Source organism: Caproicibacter sp. BJN0012, assembly GCF_035986805.1.
GTDB lineage: Bacteria > Bacillota > Clostridia > Oscillospirales > Acutalibacteraceae > Caproicibacter.
This window is the reverse complement of the sequence record NZ_CP142518.1, coordinates 3,160,873-3,178,023: the sequence shown is the minus strand read 5'-3', so window position 1 is coordinate 3,178,023 and position 17,151 is coordinate 3,160,873. Positions and strand designations below refer to the sequence as shown.

General features: G+C 56.8%; 24 protein-coding genes. All 24 read right to left on the bottom strand.

What is annotated here, in order from left to right:
• Positions 1 to 39 precede the first annotated feature (39 nt).
• The 24 genes from VA597_RS15595 to VA597_RS15480 all read right to left on the bottom strand — a co-directional run bounded on the left by VA597_RS15595 (position 40) and on the right by VA597_RS15480 (position 16,679).
• Positions 40 to 588, bottom strand: a complete 549-nt coding sequence (locus VA597_RS15595; RefSeq protein ID WP_212506696.1) for a hypothetical protein — start codon at positions 586 to 588, stop codon at positions 40 to 42.
• A gap of 13 nt (positions 589 to 601) precedes the next feature.
• Positions 602 to 997: a DUF4320 family protein gene (locus tag VA597_RS15590; RefSeq protein ID WP_212506697.1), complete on the bottom strand. Its 396-nt coding sequence runs from the start codon at positions 995 to 997 to the stop codon at positions 602 to 604.
• Positions 991 to 1,356 (bottom strand): DUF3848 domain-containing protein, encoded by a 366-nt coding sequence (locus VA597_RS15585; RefSeq protein ID WP_212506698.1) that lies wholly within the window; start codon positions 1,354 to 1,356, stop codon positions 991 to 993. The genes VA597_RS15590 and VA597_RS15585 overlap by 7 nt, the downstream gene beginning before the upstream one ends.
• A gap of 106 nt (positions 1,357 to 1,462) precedes the next feature.
• The gene (locus VA597_RS15580; protein ID WP_212506699.1) at positions 1,463 to 2,335 is read right to left on the bottom strand and encodes a secretion protein F; all 873 of its coding nucleotides are present in this window, start codon (positions 2,333 to 2,335) and stop codon (positions 1,463 to 1,465) included.
• Positions 2,336 to 2,340: 5 nt separating this feature from the next.
• On the bottom strand, positions 2,341 to 3,270 hold the full coding sequence (locus VA597_RS15575; RefSeq protein ID WP_212506700.1) for a type II secretion system F family protein: 930 nt from the start codon (positions 3,268 to 3,270) through the stop codon (positions 2,341 to 2,343).
• A complete protein-coding gene (locus VA597_RS15570; RefSeq protein WP_212508579.1) occupies positions 3,267 to 4,625 on the bottom strand; it encodes a type II/IV secretion system ATPase subunit in 1,359 nt (452 codons plus the stop codon). The genes VA597_RS15575 and VA597_RS15570 overlap by 4 nt, the downstream gene beginning before the upstream one ends.
• Positions 4,626 to 4,636: 11 nt before the next feature.
• The gene (locus VA597_RS15565) at positions 4,637 to 5,452 is read right to left on the bottom strand and encodes a nucleotide-binding protein (protein ID WP_212506701.1); all 816 of its coding nucleotides are present in this window, start codon (positions 5,450 to 5,452) and stop codon (positions 4,637 to 4,639) included.
• The gene (gene cpaB, locus VA597_RS15560; protein ID WP_212506702.1) at positions 5,452 to 6,291 is read right to left on the bottom strand and encodes a Flp pilus assembly protein CpaB; all 840 of its coding nucleotides are present in this window, start codon (positions 6,289 to 6,291) and stop codon (positions 5,452 to 5,454) included. Before cpaB ends, VA597_RS15565 begins: the two co-directional genes overlap by 1 nt.
• A 19-nt stretch (positions 6,292 to 6,310) precedes the next feature.
• The gene (locus VA597_RS15555; RefSeq protein WP_212506703.1) at positions 6,311 to 6,727 is read right to left on the bottom strand and encodes a prepilin peptidase; all 417 of its coding nucleotides are present in this window, start codon (positions 6,725 to 6,727) and stop codon (positions 6,311 to 6,313) included.
• Positions 6,728 to 6,733: 6 nt separating this feature from the next.
• Entirely contained in the window at positions 6,734 to 6,964 is a 231-nt protein-coding gene (locus VA597_RS15550) for a DUF6133 family protein (protein ID WP_212506704.1), read from the bottom strand.
• A 56-nt stretch (positions 6,965 to 7,020) separates the two neighbouring features.
• Positions 7,021 to 7,398: a SpoVG family protein gene (locus VA597_RS15545; RefSeq protein ID WP_212508580.1), complete on the bottom strand. Its 378-nt coding sequence runs from the start codon at positions 7,396 to 7,398 to the stop codon at positions 7,021 to 7,023.
• 83 nt (positions 7,399 to 7,481) lie between these two features.
• Positions 7,482 to 8,432 (bottom strand): hypothetical protein, encoded by a 951-nt coding sequence (locus tag VA597_RS15540; RefSeq protein ID WP_326974851.1) that lies wholly within the window; start codon positions 8,430 to 8,432, stop codon positions 7,482 to 7,484.
• A gap of 31 nt (positions 8,433 to 8,463) precedes the next feature.
• Positions 8,464 to 9,135, bottom strand: coding sequence for a hypothetical protein (locus VA597_RS15535; protein WP_326974849.1), 672 nt, complete (start codon positions 9,133 to 9,135; stop codon positions 8,464 to 8,466).
• Between the two features lie 76 nt (positions 9,136 to 9,211).
• Positions 9,212 to 9,802 (bottom strand): hypothetical protein, encoded by a 591-nt coding sequence (locus tag VA597_RS15530; protein WP_326974848.1) that lies wholly within the window; start codon positions 9,800 to 9,802, stop codon positions 9,212 to 9,214.
• Positions 9,803 to 9,847: 45 nt separating this feature from the next.
• Entirely contained in the window at positions 9,848 to 10,417 is a 570-nt protein-coding gene (locus VA597_RS15525) for a hypothetical protein (protein ID WP_326974847.1), read from the bottom strand.
• A 42-nt stretch (positions 10,418 to 10,459) separates the two neighbouring features.
• A complete protein-coding gene (locus VA597_RS15520; protein WP_326974846.1) occupies positions 10,460 to 11,059 on the bottom strand; it encodes a YodL domain-containing protein in 600 nt (199 codons plus the stop codon).
• Between the two features lie 28 nt (positions 11,060 to 11,087).
• Positions 11,088 to 11,684: a hypothetical protein gene (locus tag VA597_RS15515; RefSeq protein WP_212506709.1), complete on the bottom strand. Its 597-nt coding sequence runs from the start codon at positions 11,682 to 11,684 to the stop codon at positions 11,088 to 11,090.
• The gene (locus VA597_RS15510) at positions 11,677 to 11,973 is read right to left on the bottom strand and encodes an AbrB/MazE/SpoVT family DNA-binding domain-containing protein (protein WP_433406858.1); all 297 of its coding nucleotides are present in this window, start codon (positions 11,971 to 11,973) and stop codon (positions 11,677 to 11,679) included. The genes VA597_RS15515 and VA597_RS15510 overlap by 8 nt, the downstream gene beginning before the upstream one ends.
• Positions 11,960 to 12,406, bottom strand: a complete 447-nt coding sequence (locus tag VA597_RS15505) for an AbrB/MazE/SpoVT family DNA-binding domain-containing protein (protein ID WP_326974845.1) — start codon at positions 12,404 to 12,406, stop codon at positions 11,960 to 11,962. Before VA597_RS15505 ends, VA597_RS15510 begins: the two co-directional genes overlap by 14 nt.
• A 135-nt stretch (positions 12,407 to 12,541) precedes the next feature.
• Positions 12,542 to 13,486, bottom strand: a complete 945-nt coding sequence (locus VA597_RS15500; protein WP_326974844.1) for a DNA adenine methylase — start codon at positions 13,484 to 13,486, stop codon at positions 12,542 to 12,544.
• Complete coding sequence (locus VA597_RS15495) at positions 13,483 to 13,689, bottom strand: hypothetical protein (protein WP_212506713.1); 207 nt, start codon at positions 13,687 to 13,689, stop codon at positions 13,483 to 13,485. The genes VA597_RS15500 and VA597_RS15495 overlap by 4 nt, the downstream gene beginning before the upstream one ends.
• 195 nt (positions 13,690 to 13,884) lie before the next feature.
• Positions 13,885 to 15,114, bottom strand: coding sequence for an antirestriction protein ArdA (locus VA597_RS15490; RefSeq protein WP_326974843.1), 1,230 nt, complete (start codon positions 15,112 to 15,114; stop codon positions 13,885 to 13,887).
• Positions 15,101 to 15,832 (bottom strand): DUF4314 domain-containing protein, encoded by a 732-nt coding sequence (locus VA597_RS15485; RefSeq protein WP_174193227.1) that lies wholly within the window; start codon positions 15,830 to 15,832, stop codon positions 15,101 to 15,103. Before VA597_RS15485 ends, VA597_RS15490 begins: the two co-directional genes overlap by 14 nt.
• Before the next feature lies 1 nt (position 15,833).
• Entirely contained in the window at positions 15,834 to 16,679 is an 846-nt protein-coding gene (locus VA597_RS15480) for an LPD28 domain-containing protein (protein WP_212508581.1), read from the bottom strand.
• Positions 16,680 to 17,151 lie beyond the last annotated feature (472 nt).

The window sequence follows — 17,151 nt, the reverse complement described above, 5'->3', positions numbered from 1 at the left end:
CACAGAAAGGGTAAAAAGTCTATTGCTACTGCGATTTTTTTAGAAAACAGGCATATATTTTGCCCGAACTTTCAATGTGGCGTGCATTGGAGAAAGCGTCTTACCACCGAAGCTCACCGGTACTTCCAGTTGAATCGTCGCGTCGGCCGCAAAGACCGGACTGTTTGCAGGGTTGGAGGGCGCCAGCGGTGCGTTTTGAATGGTCACCGACAAACCAGATATCTTGAATTCCTCCGCACCGTCTGCTTCCTTTACATGGGCTCCGCTTTCATTTGTAAGGCCGAGGTTCCGATCAAGCCGCCCGTAGATATCGCCGGTACTGACGCTTCCGACCCAGGAAGAGCCGCTGGGTCGATATCCACCGGAATATCCCTCACGGATTCCGTGATAAACGTTGCTGTAATTGTCGGTTACGGTAGCGACGACGGCAGACTGCACCGCATCCCGGACGCCCGACGCGATGATGCATAGACGCAGGTATTCGGAGATCCCGCACAGGATGAGCACCAGCGCGAGGGCGACCGCCACAACCAGCGGGAAAGAAAACCCGCGCCGGTCTTTCAGAATATGCTTCAGTTTTTTGCGCACGTTTTCCTTCACCTCATTTCCAGTAAATTTCGCTTTTCCCGTTGGCCTTTCCTTCCAGATTGATCGGAAAACTGCCGAGTCCGCCGAACAGCCCGATATTTGCCTGTGCGGACACCGTCACTGTGAATTCCTGATCGAGCGGGATTTTACCTGTCCTTGACCAGTCGACAGACGGGTGCAGCCCGGTCTGTTCCTCCAGTTCCCGCGCCCGTGCGTCCGTTTCCGTACCGATGCGGCCTGAGATCTCCGCTTCCCGGCACAGCTCCGTGGCAAAGGAGTCCAGCTGGTTTTTCTCTATATACACGGGAAACAGTTTGACCGCGAAAGCGATGACCAGCATGGCGCAGAGCACCAGCACCGCGATGTCGATATAACCTTCCCCGCGGCGGGAGCGGAGCCGTTTCAGCACAGTTTCACCCCCTGCTGTTCCGGAGGGTGAAAATCCTCGTCAAGTTCATAACTATGCTCCGCATCCCCGCGGTCCGCGACCGACCAGAGAACATGCTCCATATCCTCATCGGGCGCATAGGATTCTTCCTCCATCCACTGATCCCGCACAACCTCCAGAGGGTTCCGAAACCGGAGCAGATATTCCATGTCCCTGAAATGGCTGGCCCGGAACGCCTTGTATACCGTTTTGGTTGCGGCGATTTCCTCCGCTTTTTCGATCAGGGTCGGTGTGTCGAGATTTAACCATCCCTGCACAAAGGCATTGTAATTTTCATCGAGCTTTTCCTGAAGCTCCTGCAGCGTTTTCTGATGGTCCATCTATAAACCTCCCTTCCTCACATACATGGATATATTCAGGATCCCGGGTGCCTTGTTTTCCGCTGGATGCTGTCTGCACCCGCGTCATATCAGCGGCGGTTCGCCGCTAAAACATGGTGCCGAGGGATTTCATGATTGAGATCGCCATGACGGCGAGCCATGTGAACAGGAAACACATCAGCATCACAAAGGAATAGACGCGGATCTTCGGCGGAATTTTAAGCGCCTCGCCGCGCAGCCGCTGGAGCTCCAGCGCCTTGAAGTCGTGATCGAGCATCTGGAAGTATACCGCTCCGTCGTCGCCCCGCAGCACCCCGATCAGGCCGCGCGTCACATCGGATATACGAGGCGAATTGAACCGGGCCTCAAAGCGGGTCAGCGCCGCCTCATAGGAGGAGGAGCGCATGTCGGCGGTCAGAATTCCCAGCTCGTTCGCAAAGGCTTCGCCCGCGTTTTGCTTGTAATGCTCCAGCATCGCCAGCACGTCGCGGCTGGATTTGAGGGATTGCTCAATGGTCGCCACAAAGCGGGGCAGCTCGCTTTCAATCTGCTCGCGTTTCGCCTTGAGCTGCTCGTCCGCCTTTCGGACTTCTTTGAAATATACAAGGGCGGCAAGCAGCATCAGCACCGGAGCCAGCAGCGGCAGAAGAAACAGGCAGAGAATTGCCAATACGGCGATCGCGCCTCCTTTTACAATGGCGTATGCGGTATAAAGCTCCGGCGTCATGGGGATTCCAGCCGCCTTGAGGGTGTTCTCCAACCGGCTGCGTTTGTATTCGTTCATGCGGATAAACCTTGCCAGCTTGCCGGCACACGTCATGAGGTAAGCCTCCACGCTTTTGGCGGCTTTTTTCCGGGGCTTCCCGGCGCTCAGCAAAGCCTTGGCCGCGGCCAGCGTCGGAAGCTTCAGCAAATCGGATAGAAGGAAAAACAGCCCCGCCGCAAGCAGGGCTGCAAAAAGAAACAGCAGACCCGTCATCCACGTCACCTCCTGTAGCGGATGGGCTTTGTCAGTTTGATCACGAAGGCACCGCTGATGAAAATCGCCGCGGCACAGGCCGCAAGGACGATCTGGCCCGCGAGGCTGTGCATCAGCGCCGCGTACCAGCTCCGGTTGAGGAAATACATGAGCGGGATGTTGCCGACAACCAACAGCGCCATGATGACGAATTCCTTTCGCGGTTCAAACACCAAGTAGTCCAACTCGGCGTTGACCACGCGGACGTCGGAGAGCTTGGTAACAATCGGCGTCAGCGTGCTTTTCAGGCTCCGATCGTATTGACACGTGGCGACGGCATCGCACCATTCCTGAAACACTTCGTTTTGAATTTTGGGTTTCATCTCCCGGATTGCCGCTTCGACGTCGGGGTCGATGAGCTTGACCCGCGCGGTAAATTCCGCAAAAACATTCTTCACCGGCGGGTTCAGATAGGGCAGGTTTTCCTCTATCGAGGTCAGCAGATCCTCATTGCGCAAATAGGCCGATGTGACAATGGAGAGCGCCGTTTCCAGTTCGGCGGCGACGTTTTTTTTGAAGTGCTCCGCCGTCGTCCTGACATAGAGAAACGGCAGGAACGCGAGCCCCACCGCCAGAACCGGCACCAGAATCACATTCTGCATTAGAATGGCAACGCACGCTCCGAGAGCGAAGAACAGGAGCGACGCCGCGCAGACCATGGAAAAGCGTTCGCTCTGTCCGGTCATCCGGAGGATTTCCTGCGCCTCTCTGATTTCACGGCGCAGGAATGACGGCTTTTTTCGCCTGGTGGTTTCATTGATCTCATCCCGGATGCTCCGGGGCCGTTTCAGCAGAAAGCCGAACAGTCCGTCCGCGAATTCCAGCGGCGAGAGCTTCAGAATCATAAATGCGCCGGCGATCAGGCCGGCGCAGGCAAACAGCTCTATTGCGGTCATGCGGCCTCGCCTCCAATCTGCAGAATTCGTTTGAAGATGTCCTGCGGCATGCCGTTTTCAATGAGCCGCCTCTGCAGGCTCGGAGAGATGCCCTGTACCACGCTGTGACTGCCGCTGATGATGAACCGGCCGTCTTCAATGCGGTTTTCGCCGATGGCGAACTGGAAGATGGGGCGGAAATTTCTCGCGCCATCCGGCAGGATTTCGCACTCCATTACTTCCATTACACGGCGCTGCCGGTTTTCCAGCTGTTTGCAGAATACAATCAGCGGGAACGCCTCGGTGACATAGCCCATGAGGGTCGCGTCGGGCGTATCGACGGCGCGCTTGCACAGGGACACCATGCGGGAATAGGTTGCCTGGCAGGAGTTGGCGTGGATGGTGGTGACGACAGCGATGCCGGTGCGGGCGGCTTCCTGCGCCGCGTCCGCCTCGGGTCCGCGCATTTCACCTACAACAACATAATCGGGGTTGAAACGCAGGGCGATGTCCAGCAGATCGGTCTGGTCGATCCGCTGCCGGCCGTTCTCGCTGTCGCGGGTCAGCGTGTGGATGACGCTGTTGCGGATTTTCCCGTTTGCATCCCTTCTCACCAGCGAAAGCTCGCGGCTTCCGGATTCGATGGTAAAGATGCGTTTGTTGTCCGGTATGGTGGTCAGGAGCCAGCCCGCAAGTGTGGTCTTGCCGGATCCGGTCGGCCCCGCGACGCAGATGGAAATGCCGTAGCGCAGACACTCGGAGAGAAAATCCAGCATGTCCTCCGTTGCCGTGCCGAGGCGAATAAAATCGTCACGCCCCATGTTCTGCGGGTTGACGATCCGGATGGACGCGGCCACCGCCACGTCCTCGTCCACCAGAGGATCCTTGAGCGTGGCGATGCGGATGTTTTTGCTCAAATGCCCCAGCACGGCCGGAGATGCGTTGTCAAGCACCATGCCCGATATGTGGAGCATACGGCGGATGACGCTGACGGCGTGCGCCGGGGAATCGAAATGCTCATCGAGCTTTCTGATGCTGCCGTCGCTGTACTGCACCTCCACGTCGTCCCAGGCGTTGACGTCGATTTCTTCAATTCCGGAGCCGAAAATGTAACGGGTCAGGAAACCGAATTCTGCCATCTCGGTGTGTAGCGCCTCTACGAGCCGGGGTTGGTCCATGCCGGAGACGGCGATCCGGTTTTCCCGCACATACTGCGCGATGTACCGTTTGAGCTGCGCCTTGGATTCAAGGCCCGCCCCCGCCGAAAGCAAAGAGGCGTAGTGAGTGGAGATATATCCCTGAACTTCCCGCAGAACCTCTCCGAAGTCTCTGGCTTCATCTGCAGGTGTAAAAAACAGGTTCTGGCTGTCTGTCATATGAATGGGCTTCAAACGTCGAACACCTCCTTGCTGATTTTCTGGATTTCTTTGCGAAAACCCCGACTTTCCTTGAGCGACAGATCCCGAAACAGATCTCCCGCGAGCATCTGGTTTTCCAGTTCGTCGGAATGGGGAAGCCTGAATGCGACGCTGCCAAGAATCTGCTCCATATTCTCGCTGGCCTGATTGGCCCGGATATTGCTTGCCGCCTTATACTGTTTTTCCGCGTCCCATTTGTTGTCCTTGAGGAGCGGGAGCTGGGAGGACAGGTAGCTGACGGATTTCAGGTCACAACCGACCAGCCGCAGAACGGCGTCGGAGTCCATGAGCGCCACCGCCGACAGAATATCGTGGGCGATGGCGCTGCCACAGTCGATGATCACATAGGGTGCGACCTCCCGCAGACCGGCGATCAGTTCCGCCGCAAGCTCAGAGTTATATGGCGGGTAGGTAAAGACGTTTTCCCCTTTGCGCATCCCGAGAATGCTCAGGTGGCTGATGCGCTTATGGGTGATGCAGTTGTGCCGGATCAGGCTCGCGGTGATATGCGAGGCGGCAAGGACACTCCCAAGGGAACACTCGCACTCGAGATCGGCGGGCGGGCAGATACAGGGCAGCATGGGCGTCGTGCTGTCACAGAGCAGAAGCAGCACGTTGCGGCGCTGACCCGTCAGGTATTGGGCCAGCTTGACGCTGACCGTGGTCTTCCCGCTGCCGGGGCTGCCCCATACGGCCAGAATTTGTGTGGAAGGCTCCGGTTCGGGATCCGCCTTGGGCGCGCCGGAGCTCCGGGAGAAAAGGCTTCCGGTCTGAAAATGAAACATTACTGTCCCCCCTCGCCGGAGGGAGAGGCGGTCTGAGAAGAGCTGCTTCCCTGAGCCGGGCCGGAAGAATCCGTCAGCACCGTACTGGAGGCGTCCGGGTACAGCTCTTTTAGGGCCTTGTCCTGTGCGTCGAGGAATTTCTGAGCGTTGTCCTTGCCGCCCCGGTAGACAAGGGCAAGGTGCAGCTTCCCGTCCGCGTCCAGCCCCGCGAGGATGGCGCTCTGCTCCGGCGTCGCCAGCAGGGTGACGGTGCTTGGCAAATTCTTTTCTGCATCTTCCGTTGAAGACGAATTGGATCCAGCGTCACGCTGGTCGGCATCCGCGCCCTCACTGGTGGTCACGCCGATGACCTCCACATACTGCAGTTCCTTCGGGGTGACGGTGCTGCCCTGGTTCTGGTAGTCCGGGGCTAGAACCGAGACAATATCGCCCGGTTGCAGTTTGCCGGAAACCCCTTCCGCAAGGGTTTTAAGTGTCACGGAAACAGCCTGCCTGCTCCCATTGAGGTCCGATAGATAGGCGTTTGACACGGTAGGAGTGCCGGTAATTTTCGTGCTGAGAACATAGTCGCCGGGAGCGAGATCCGCAGCGGCGTATTTTCCTACAACACTGTCCGGGCTTTTCAGTACATTTGAAGGCAGGTTATAACCTCCGACTTCCACGGTCTGCACCATGTCTTTGGTGATCTGCTGCCCGGCCTGAATATCCTTCGTGACGCGCACGATGCTCGTCTTATGCGAAACTCCGGCGTTAAAAAGGGGCGTGACCGCAAAACAAATGAGGAGTGAAAGCAAAATGCAGAGCGCCCCAAGAACGGTGCGGTTTTTGAAAAAGCTCACGAGATAATCCCTCCAATATTCATAGAAAATAGGCCGCGATAAATCCGAATGAGATAAAAGGCGCGAGGGGGTATGGCTGGTTCAGCACCCTTCCATGCGGCCTGTACTTCCGATAGATCCGACAGCCGACGTAAAAAAAGAGCATGGAGCTGTAGGCGATGATCTGTGCCCACAATCCATGCTCAAATCCAACGACGAACCCGGCCGCGATGGTCAGCCATACGTCCCCGAAACCCAGCCTGTCCTTGCAGATCAGAGCGAGGACAAAAACGGGGGCGCCCGCAAAAATTCCAAACAGTTTGATGGGGTTAAAACAGAGGAGTCCGGCAAGAAATATGCCGGGAATGTCGCCCCTCGGAATCTCCCTGTTTCTGAGATCACCGGCAGCCGCCGCCGACAGCAGAAGAAAAAAAGCGGCGGCTCGAATCCAGGCCATGGCCGCTTACCCGGCATAGTTGAACATATCTTTGATCCGCTGGGTCACGGTCGGCAGGATGGTGTTGCCGAACAGGGCGTACAGGCCGGCGAGGAGCAGGGCGCCGATGACGACGGCGATTAGGATTTTGATGGCGCTGTCCACGAACCCCTCCGCCCTCCGTGATGACACTCTGGCATAAAACCGGAGCAGCCTACACGCGAACCCCTTTTTCGCGCTGGATATTTTCTTTTTCATGAAGTACCTCCGTCAAAAATTTTTGTTTATGCTTTGGGGTGAAAAAATGGCGGGCGTCACACGCCCGTCATCTGCATTCCGGCTTCCTGCTTCGGAGCCTCGGGAGACTGCTGCTTGAGGGCCTCCTTCTGCCCCTGGATCAGCGCCTGGTGATAGGCGTCCAACACCGCGCCGTTGAGCTGCTCCCGGAATTCTTTGGTGACCGGGAAGCAAATGTCCCGGTACTCGCCGTTCCTGGCCCGGTAGCTCGGCATGCTGACGAACAGCCCCTTGCTGCTTTCGAGCACCTTGACATTGCGGATAGCAAAGCAGCCGTTCAGGTTGACTGAAGCGTAGGCTTTGACGTTGCCCTCCGGACGGATAGAGCCGATTTTCACATCCACCTGCATGGGCTGCGCCGGGCTTTCGGGCGCGGCGGCCTGTGCTTTCTGCATTTCACTCATGACTTGTTCCTCCTGTATTTTCAAATTTGGGCATAAAAAGACAGCCCTCCGCTGTCAGTGGAAAAAATCCGTTTTCAATCTGTAAGATCGAAAAACAGCGAAAGGCTGTGAACCGAAGTGTAGGCTTTATCCCAGGCAAGACCGTATTTCGCCGTGAGCGCCAGGGTCCCCGCGGCACCGTTGGGGTTCAGAATGCCGAGGAAAGTCCGGCCTGCGATATCTGAGGCATAGAGCGGGGCTGTTCGGTCGATCTCCGACCATGTGCCGCTTCCGGTTGCTGTTTCCCTGATCCCAAGCCCGAGGGCAATATCCGATCTGGTCTGTACGGATGTCAGCTTGCTCCAATCCGTATACTTGGACGGCGGCACATCGTTCAGCTTGAGCGAACCGCCAGCGGATGCGGATAGGCTCTGGACGGAAACCCGAATGGGGATCGTGGAATTGTTGACGATTTGGACATCCGGCGCCGTAAAAGGAGCCGCGCTGTTGGGGTTGATCGCATAGCCGACGCTGACCGGATGTGTGACAGAAACGAGCTCGTCCACATGATAGGTCGAGACTGCTGAAACATTTCCTACGTTGTCGGCAGCGGCAATGTGAACATAAAAACCGCTGCCGGATGGCCGCGCAAAAGTGTAACTTCCTGCTGTGGTGGTGATGGAGCCGTCAGGAACCCCGGATGGGTTATTGTCGACGGCAATGGAGTAACCCTTCATCCCGCTTTCGATGCTGGTGCTGATGGTAGGCGAATCGTATTTCATACCATCGTTTTCACCGGTGCTTTCCACATAATACTGATAACCAGTAGCATTGTCCTGCGAGGAGTAGCTGACCGTGTATTGTGTTCGCCCGGAATTATGGGTGATGCCTGAAATGGCTGGCGCATCCGGTGCGTCCAAATCCTGCCCCTTGTGATCAGACCAACTCGTATCGGTGGTGATCTGGCTTAAATAGAAAAGGGTGTTCGCCGTCACCCGCTGCTCATCGGGGGTAGCGTCGCCATTGGAGTGACCTGTCTGGATCATTGCGGCATTGCTCCAGCTGGCGAGATAGAAATTATTGGTGCCCAGACCCGAGGTAACAAGGGTGCTGTTCGGATAGGTAAAAGGCTTCATTGTCAACCATCGTGTCATGACCGAACAGCACCCCTCTGCCGGTTTTAATGAAAGCGTCGGTGGCGGTCTCCGCCACAGCAGAGAGATCCTCGCTGGCAAAGGCATCCCATGCTCCAAAATATAAGGTGTCATATTTATACAAGCCGTCTGAATTCTTCAGGTATGCGTTCGGATTGGCATTATAACTGGTAATGGATACGGGATCAACCGAAATCAAGCCTTTGCCGTAGCCCTTGGGGTCATATTGGTTCGGCACCTCCATCCACGCTTTCAGCGATGCCGACTTCGGCAGGGTATAGCCTTGTTCTGTCCATGTCGTAAAGCTGACGGTGGGCGTTACGTCGGGGTAGATGTTCAGCACTTTCACGCTGGCCTTTGATGGAATACTTTGGAACGTCGAATCATGGGATGATTTGCTGTACAGCATGTAGCTGTACGGCTGGCTTTTGTCGCTGTTTGTCCAGCTCAAAGCAACATAATTTTCTGCGGGATTCGGCGTTGCAGAAAGTGTCAGGGTGGTTGCCGCGGAGGCCGTGATGCCGGGCAAAATGGACGTGAACAGGAGAAAGCAGGCAAGGAGCGGGACGCAACACAGGCGCTTGAAGCGATGCATGAAGAGTTTGACCTCCTTTCCGGGGGACAGACAGCGGCCGGAAACTGTGTGCCTCCGGTCGCCTGTCCGTTATCGGTTATGTGAGCTGGAACAGGAACACGAGGCTGTGGTTTGCGGTGTAGGCTGCGTCGAAGGCAAGGCCGTAATCCGCCGTAAGCGTCAGGATCCCGTTCGTGGCGGGATTCAGCGATCCGACCAGCAGCGGCGACGGGGTGGTCGCCCAATGGGTGGCGGTGCTGTAACCGGAGTTCCAGCCGGTGGAGTCCTTTGCTTTCACGCCGAGCGCGATGTATTTTTTGGAATCCGCGTTGTTCAGTGTATTCCACGACTTGGACGCGGGGTCGACATCGGTGAAGGTCAGCGTACCGCCGGATGCTGCGGCGAGGGACTGGACGGTGACGTTGACCGCCGTTTTGGTGTTGTTGGTGATGCCGATGTCCGGTGAAGTGAACGTGCCGGCGTCGGGGCTGATGGCGTAGGCGACGTTGATGGGGTGCGTCACGCTGATCGTCAGCGGCGAAATGGATCCGTTGATGGTTACAGAGCCGGTGACGCTGCCGGTTCCCGAGTCGGTTGTGGTGGTCGCGGCAAACGCCGGAACCGCCGCGAGGGAAAGCATGGCGAGGGTGACGATGCCCGCAAGCAGTTTTTTGATACCCTTTTTCATGGGGAATCCTCCTTATAAATCTGATTGTAAGCCGGAAATCCGGCTTTACGAAACGGTGAGCTTGAGGCGGTAATCCGCCTGACCAAGCAGTGACTTGGTATCCGTGCTGTAATATTTGATATTTGCGATGACGTCGTAAGTACCAGGGGCTACCTTCTGGGAGAGGGTGATCTGCTCAATATGCTGGCCCGGATAGATCGGCACCGATTCCGCGACGGTCTGTCCGTTCAGTATGACAGCGCACTGCTCAATCACCTTGTTGGATGCCGGGTTCTCCACCGTCCATGTGCCGACCGCGCCCTTGACGCCGCTTGAAAAAGCGATCTGTTCGCTTACTTTGTCGGTGACTACGACCTCCTCTTCCCGCAGCTCGGACAGGATCTCCTGCCGGGATTTGGGAACGTACCCGCCCGGTAAGGCGTTGCCGTTATCGTCGAGGGAAGAAGAAGGGGCCGATTGGCTGGATGGGGACGGGCCGCCACCATTCGGTGTCCCGGCATGGCAAAAAGAAAAGGTGATGCCGATGATCGCAAGCAAAAGGATGAGCAGGATAATCGGCAGCACCCTTTTGCGCTTTTTATTTTTTTCCTTTCCGTCGTTGTTTTCGTGGTTCATTCCACACCTCCATGTATTTTGTTTTAAATCTCAAAGCACCTTTCAGGGATTCAGGGCGGGCCCCTGGCGCATCTCCTGCCCGGGTGGGTCAAATCCGATCTCTTTAAAGCCGAAATGGTCGACATAGTGGAAGGAGCTGCCCGTTTCGTCGTACAGCTCCACCACGTCCGACATGGAAAGGCTGTGCCCCTCGTAACCGGGCGGATGATCGATGTTGAATTTGGTGTAGAGTTCCTCCAGATCGTTGGTTTCCACCTGCCCGTCGTAGGCAATCTGGTAATTGCCGGGATCCGGCTCGCCGAAGTTCTTCAGCAGCTCGTCGTAGCCGACGAATTTCATGCGGACATCCACGTTCGGCTTCAGCTGCCATATCCGGCAGCTTTTCAGCGGCGGGCGGTCGGGGAAACCATGGGCCCGCCCGGCTGCGGGGACCTCCGCGCCCGCCGCTGTGGTTTCTCTCGCGGCAGTGAGCCGGTCGTATACACCGTTGGTCCATAGAGTCTCGAGCTTCTCCTTTGTAAGAAAGTCCGAGAGCTCATCGCTTTGGAAGATGGGGTCGACCACGGCCCTACCGTTTTCCACATAGCCCGCTTCATTGCCGTAATACAGGACGCGGCCGTTTCGGATTTCAATATTCTTCATTGCCGGATCGCCTCACTTTCTCGGAAATTCACGGTTTCATTTCCATCCCGCCGGATACGGGCGCGTCCGACAGCGTTTGTTCTTCATTCAAGCGCTCGATGTCCTCCTGTGTAGGGAAAATGACCTTACCCGCGGTCATTTCGAATACACAGCTGTCTTCGCTGTCGCAGATCATGACGCGGTGCTGGTATCCGCGCTGCGTGTCGATGTACTCCCGCACCTCCATCTCATCGGAAAGAGGAACACCCGCGGCATAGCGCCCGTCCGGCAGGAAGCAGTAACCGAAAAATTGCGGCGCCTTGGGAACCTCCGAATCCAGGGGCCGGATCTGTGACAGCTGAAGCCGCGCGCGGTCGGGAAGCAACTCGGTTTTCAGCAACCCAAGGATCTCGCTGCGTTTCCGGCGAACACATTCCCCGTTGGCGAGGGAAACGGCGCGCACGGAAGAACCGTCGGGTTCGTCCGGGCCGCTGCCCCATCCGCCTTCGCAGAAGAGGAGCTGACGGATACCGTGCTGATCTTGTGGCAATGCTTCCGGCTTGAGGACGATCACATAACCGGAGATGAACATGCCGGTTCCGGTTTGGACGCAGTCTTCCTCGCCATAGGCCGGTTTCTCATCCATGGCGGCCTTCCTTTCTCTGCTGGATCAGCTCCAGCAGCCGGGCGGCGATGGCGATCTGGCTATCCTCCGGCATCTCCCGGATGGCGGCGTGCACGAATGCTTCCACCGCCTCCGGAGATTTGTCCCCAACCTCGACGATGTTGACCTTTTTGACCGACACCCGGCCGTTCTGAACATCCAGACGGACAATGTCGCCGTAGTCCATGCCCGCGGCTGAGCGCGCTTCCCGCGGGATCAGCACGCGCCCCTTGGCGTCGAGAATCTTGTAAATCGGCTTATTCACGGAAATAACCTCCTTCCCGCATCACGTTCCGAACCGTGCCGGGGTTGAATCCGAGATCACCGCACAGCCTGCGCAGATCGTCCGGCAGGCTGTCAAGAGGGTCGAGACGGCCGGGCGCTTCGTCCGAGGCCGTAATGACGATCTTCCGCTCGCCGCAGACGGCGTCAAGCTCGTCGCCGGCGCGGAACCCCGCCTGCGCCAGCATCTCCCCGGGAAGCACAACTTCCTCCAAAGCCTCGTTGTCAGCCGGATCCTGTTCATCCTCCACGCCGTGGCGGGAAACGAACTCCCGCCACAGAGCCTGCAGAGTGTGCGAATCGTCGCAGATCAGGGCACGGATTTCATCGCCGGGGGAAAGCTCCAGCTGAATGGAGACTTCCTCGGGAATTCTGAGGCGCCCTTTCCGGTCGACGGCGGCGCTGGTTTCAAGTAATCTCATTGCATTTTCCTCCTTGATTTGGGCCGTTTGGTCATAAAACTTCATGCGCGGATTATCGCGCGCCACGATGGATGCAAACGAGGCGGGAGCGCATGAAGTTTTCGCGCATGTGGCGCGGTTGAATTTATTTTTTTGCTATGCTTTTGCATAGCAAAAAAGGCCGGCGTCGGACGAACCGAAGAGATTCATCTGCACCGGCAGTTCGCGCAGTCTTTCACTGGTGTCATAGTTGGCGATAAGGACTTCGGCGTATTCGCAGCCGCCGTCATACCGCTGGGCAAGGTTGCTCAGGCGGCTGACCGCCTCGATCTGAAAGTCATGGTAGAGCTCACGGATGAATGCGCAGTCGTTATAGCTCACCAGCCATTTCCCCTTGCAGGAAGCGAGCGTGTCCCGCAGACGGTAATGGTCCTCGAGGCCAAACGCCACGGCGTAATGACCTTCCGTCTGGTAATACGGCGGGTCGCAGTAATAGAAGGCGTCATCCCGCTCGTACTGCCGGATGAGGGCCTCGAAGTCTTTGTTCTCTATAACCGTGTCGCGGAGCCTCCGGCTGCCTTCCCACAACAAATGGAAGGTCTTGCGGATATCGAAGGGCTGGCAGCCGTAGCTGGTGCAGCCGCTGCCGTAGCTCAGGCGGACGAGTTTGTAAAAGGCCGCGGCCCGCTTGACGTCATTCATCGTTGCGTTTTCGAGCAGGATCGGCTTGATTTCCTCATACTCCGGAGGAGCCAGGTAACGCTCGGCGATCTCCAGTTCCTCTTTCAGGTAGGAGCTGGTGAATTCCTCTTTTTCGAGATACTTTTTGAGGACGCCGAATTCGTCCCGCCCGTTAAGGGGCAGAAAGTTCAGTTCCTTCAGAAGCGCGAACGGGCGGTCGCGGACGCAGCGAAAAAGGTTGACAAGATTGGCATTGAAGTCGTTATACACCTCCATAGCGGAGTCGGGCCTTCGTCCGAACAACACCCAGCCGCCCCCGCCGAACACCTCGACATATCGTCCTATCTGAATCGGCATCCGCCGGTAGATCTGGTCGCGCAGAGCTTTCTTCCCGCCGATCCAGCTGATGATGCTGTTCACTTGCGCCGCCTTCTTCCATCGCGGCGGTTCATTTCTTCCTCATCCGTGCGTATGCAAGTCCCGTCCGTGTTCCAGCAGATGAAGCCGATTCCAGGGTACGGGCAGCCTTTGCAGCGGGACAGCTCTTTGGGAAGCGGGAGGGTTACCGGCTTCGGAGGGCCCGCCGATCCTGTTCCGGGTTTTTCTTTTGTTTTCTGATCCATGGTTCATCTCCTTATAACGGAAACGGCGCTGCCTTTTTGCAAAGGCGGCGCCGTTTGTTAACCGTATTCGATTGTCCTGCCAACATTTTTCCTCCTGAAACAAAAAAGTGCCTTTTGATCTTCGTTAAAATCAAAAGGCGACGCAAAGTTTATTCTGTCTACGGTTGCACATCTCTGGATAAAAGTATGATTCATTCACCTCATTTCCATCTGCGGTTCGGGCCGATTCAGGCACTGTTCCACCGTCCGGCCGCCCCGTGAGACGAGGGCACCGTATTCGGTGGAGGAAGCCTTGTCGCGCTCCATGAGCCTTTCACCGTAAGAGCAGAGGGCCGCGTCACTGGCAAACAGTTCCTCTTTCAGCGGGATTGTACATTTCGCAAGCTCCGCTTTCGCGTAATCCGCAGGGGTCGCGGTTTCCCGCAGAAGCCTGAATTCATCGGTCTGATACGCGAGGTCGAGCGCTTCCTCCAGAGAGATGTCCCTGGGCGCCAACATCAGCATCGCCTTGCAAATGGGGACGCCGCCCTCGCGGTCAAGATGCCGGAGCTGTCCCGCCAGTTCGTTGACCAGACCGTAGCAATCGCCATTTGTTGCTTCCAGCTCATCTGTGATTTTCTCCGTCAATTGCGGAATGGCGCAGTCCACGGCGACAAACGAGCAGTCCTCCGGCGATACCGCGTCCACCTCCTTCACCGCTTGAAAAAGCTCCTGATCGCCGGCGGGCAGCTTCAGGAGCGCGGAGAGACCGTTGTCAGATTCGGGATCGTTGAAATACCCTTTGGTCACGCGCAGGAGCACCGTGTAGTCCGGCTTCTCGGCGGGGACGGCCTCTCCGCTCTGATACAGCCGCGCGATCATACCGTTCTGCACCACATAGCCGTGCGGGGTAAAGACGCCGCCTTCGCCCTCGCGAATCTCTTTTCCGATCTTGCCGAAGTCCAGCCATGCGTAGATATTGTCCGGCAGGCTGTCCAGTTGCGGCACGAAGCCGTTTTCCGCATAAAATTTGCCGAGGGATTCGTCGTTGTGTGCTTCGTAGGCGATCTGACAGTGCTCCATACTGGCGGTCATGTTGATCAGCCGATCCACAGGGATCAAAGCATAGCTGTTCTGGATAGCGTCCATCATCACCATCCCTTCGAAGCAGTCCAGCTCCCAATCGCTGAGTGAGGCCAGCCGCTGGGAGAGATGGTTCATTTCATACAGGTTGGAGCTGGGGCTGAGAAATTGGGGCAGGTAGTCCAGTTCGCAGCGCAGGATTTCCGTGGAGTAGATAACCCGTTCGTCGGTCACGCGCGCCCTGTCCAGTGCATCCAACAGCTCATAGGGGGTGGCGGGCAACGCAATTGTCGACGAAGTATTCGAGCCGAACGTACCGGGACGGCTGATCTCCAGCTCCATGATTCTTTTATTGTTGATCAAGCCGCATGCCTCCCATCTGCTGGCTCTGCTCCAGCTCATCCTGCGTCATGATGTTCCAGCCTTTCTCGCTGCTCCACAGGCTGACGTAAATCTCACCGTCCGGGGTCTTGATCGGCCGCTGCTCGAAGCCTTCCCCGAACCCATCGGACGCCTGGCCGGAGATGTTCCCCTTTAGCCGTTCCAGTTCCTCAGCTGTCAGTTCGCTCTTGATGCGGCACTCAGCGACTCCCATCAATTGGCCCTGGACACGTTCCACCGTGAAAACATAAGACCGCACCTTGTCGTTTACAGCGTCGTCCGCGCCATAGTATTTCATGAGGCCGCGCTCCGCTTCCTCCGGCGCGCGCTCCTTCAGAATGGCGGCGAGGATATGATCCTCATAGGGAAGGACCGTCCGGCTGTCAAGCTCGACGGGATCGTTGTCCATGTCGCCGTATTCGTCGCGCTCATAGGTGGTGACGGTGAGCGGCATGTAGAGCTTGAGAGTCTGGAGCGGCCGCGGAATGACGGAAAAGTGATCCTCACTGGGGATGAGCGCGAGGGTGCGGCCGTTGTCCCAATTTATCTGGAACTGGCCCGCGTCGTCGATGTACTCGAGCGTCCCCTCGGTGCCGGGCGGCACGGGGGAATAGGGATCGTTCATCTGTGCGAGCCGGATACGTGTGCCCGGCGGGTACTGCTCGCGTAAAAACTCCAGCCATTTCGGATGCTGTCTCATCTCATAAGCCTCCCATCGTGATGCCCTGTTCGGGCGTCTGATCCTCGATTCCATCTTCAAGGCCGCAATCCTGCGCGGGCGTTTTCTGTTTCATATTCATCCTCTGTTGTACCCGCAGATCGAAAGCCGCAAGGTACGCCTGATAATCTCCGGGACCGGGATTGCACCGCAGGCAGTAGCAGTAATGCTCCGTTTCCACGATGTAGCCATAGTCCTGCCGCCCGCCGCCCTCGATCTGGCCGCCATACCCGGCGCAGTAGCCGGACATGGCGCTGAGACTTTTCAGCGGACCGGTTTCCTTCAGTTCATTCACCAGCTCTTTCAGCTCCGCTTTGAATTCGGGGCTGTTCAATTCCTCGTCGCCCCTCGGCCACCATGTGTGCCAGAACTCCTTTCCTTCACCGCCGAAATCGATCCGCATATGGCCAATGGTTCCAAGCTCCGCGTCCCGTCCTTTCGGCAGGGCGAAAAAAAGGCCCGCCTCACTGGAAGAGGCAGGCCGCAGAATAAACTTCCGGTCGTCGGGTGGGAGCCTGAGATTTTGCTTTTCACAGAATTCCGGGAGCGTCAGACATTCACCGAGAAAGTTGAGGCCGCCGCGCAATCGGCGAAAGCCCTCCCTGGGAATGGTGATTGGCTCGGCTGTCAGCACCGTACCGGCGTGATTGACGGCCACCCGATTTTCCACCGTCGTCGGTTTTCCGGGGTCGCGGTCCGAGCCGCGCAGGTCGTAGCAGTGGAAGCCTTCCGGCACGGTGCCGCGGTCAATGCGGGAATTCGTGAAAAGCGCGGGCCGGCCGAACAGCTCCACATGCTTATATTCTTCTTCTTTGGCGTTTACGCTCACCAATATTCATCTCCTTCTTTTGATTTGTCAAGCACACAGGATACCACGAAGAGAACGGAATAGCTACTCCATTTTTATAACGCCCGCGATTATTAGGATTTTCGCGTTTGGATATAAAAAAAGAGCTATGTCCTCCAATTGGAAAACATAGCTCTTCCCTCGCTTTTGGTAATGGGATCGCTCTATGAAAATGAGGATATCAAGGATTACCCATCATGAGATGACTGATCTCCGCATTCCCCTGATATTTATCAAGTGTCCGGTCGCCGTAGATAAAACGCAAGCCACAAGGTTTTGGCCTTGTGGCTTATTGTTTTTGGTGGAGATAAGCGGGATCGAACCGCTGACCTCCTGCATGCCATGCAGGCGCTCTCCCAGTTTAACTATAACCCTGCGTCGAGAAAACCATTTATCTTTTTGCAATAGTCAATTACCCTTGCATATCGGTATAATTTGCATTATACTGATACAT

Bases quoted from the DNA above. Each gene is read 5' to 3' on its own strand.
- VA597_RS15585 (WP_212506698.1), bottom strand. From the start codon at position 1,356: ATGGACCATCAGAAAACGCTGCAGGAGCTTCAGGAAAAGCTCGATGAA.
- VA597_RS15580 (WP_212506699.1), bottom strand. From the start codon at position 2,335: ATGACGGGTCTGCTGTTTCTTTTTGCAGCCCTGCTTGCGGCGGGGCTG.
- VA597_RS15575 (WP_212506700.1), bottom strand. From the start codon at position 3,270: ATGACCGCAATAGAGCTGTTTGCCTGCGCCGGCCTGATCGCCGGCGCA.
- VA597_RS15570 (WP_212508579.1), bottom strand. From the start codon at position 4,625: ATGACAGACAGCCAGAACCTGTTTTTTACACCTGCAGATGAAGCCAGA.
- VA597_RS15565 (WP_212506701.1), bottom strand. From the start codon at position 5,452: ATGTTTCATTTTCAGACCGGAAGCCTTTTCTCCCGGAGCTCCGGCGCG.
- VA597_RS15555 (WP_212506703.1), bottom strand. From the start codon at position 6,727: ATGGCCTGGATTCGAGCCGCCGCTTTTTTTCTTCTGCTGTCGGCGGCG.
- VA597_RS15550 (WP_212506704.1), bottom strand. From the start codon at position 6,964: ATGAAAAAGAAAATATCCAGCGCGAAAAAGGGGTTCGCGTGTAGGCTG.
- VA597_RS15545 (WP_212508580.1), bottom strand. From the start codon at position 7,398: ATGCAGAAAGCACAGGCCGCCGCGCCCGAAAGCCCGGCGCAGCCCATG.
- VA597_RS15540 (WP_326974851.1), bottom strand. From the start codon at position 8,432: ATGATCCAGACAGGTCACTCCAATGGCGACGCTACCCCCGATGAGCAG.
- VA597_RS15535 (WP_326974849.1), bottom strand. From the start codon at position 9,135: ATGCATCGCTTCAAGCGCCTGTGTTGCGTCCCGCTCCTTGCCTGCTTT.
- VA597_RS15530 (WP_326974848.1), bottom strand. From the start codon at position 9,802: ATGAAAAAGGGTATCAAAAAACTGCTTGCGGGCATCGTCACCCTCGCC.
- VA597_RS15525 (WP_326974847.1), bottom strand. From the start codon at position 10,417: ATGAACCACGAAAACAACGACGGAAAGGAAAAAAATAAAAAGCGCAAA.
- VA597_RS15520 (WP_326974846.1), bottom strand. From the start codon at position 11,059: ATGAAGAATATTGAAATCCGAAACGGCCGCGTCCTGTATTACGGCAAT.
- VA597_RS15515 (WP_212506709.1), bottom strand. From the start codon at position 11,684: ATGGATGAGAAACCGGCCTATGGCGAGGAAGACTGCGTCCAAACCGGA.
- VA597_RS15505 (WP_326974845.1), bottom strand. From the start codon at position 12,406: ATGAGATTACTTGAAACCAGCGCCGCCGTCGACCGGAAAGGGCGCCTC.
- VA597_RS15495 (WP_212506713.1), bottom strand. From the start codon at position 13,689: ATGGATCAGAAAACAAAAGAAAAACCCGGAACAGGATCGGCGGGCCCT.
- VA597_RS15485 (WP_174193227.1), bottom strand. From the start codon at position 15,832: ATGAGACAGCATCCGAAATGGCTGGAGTTTTTACGCGAGCAGTACCCG.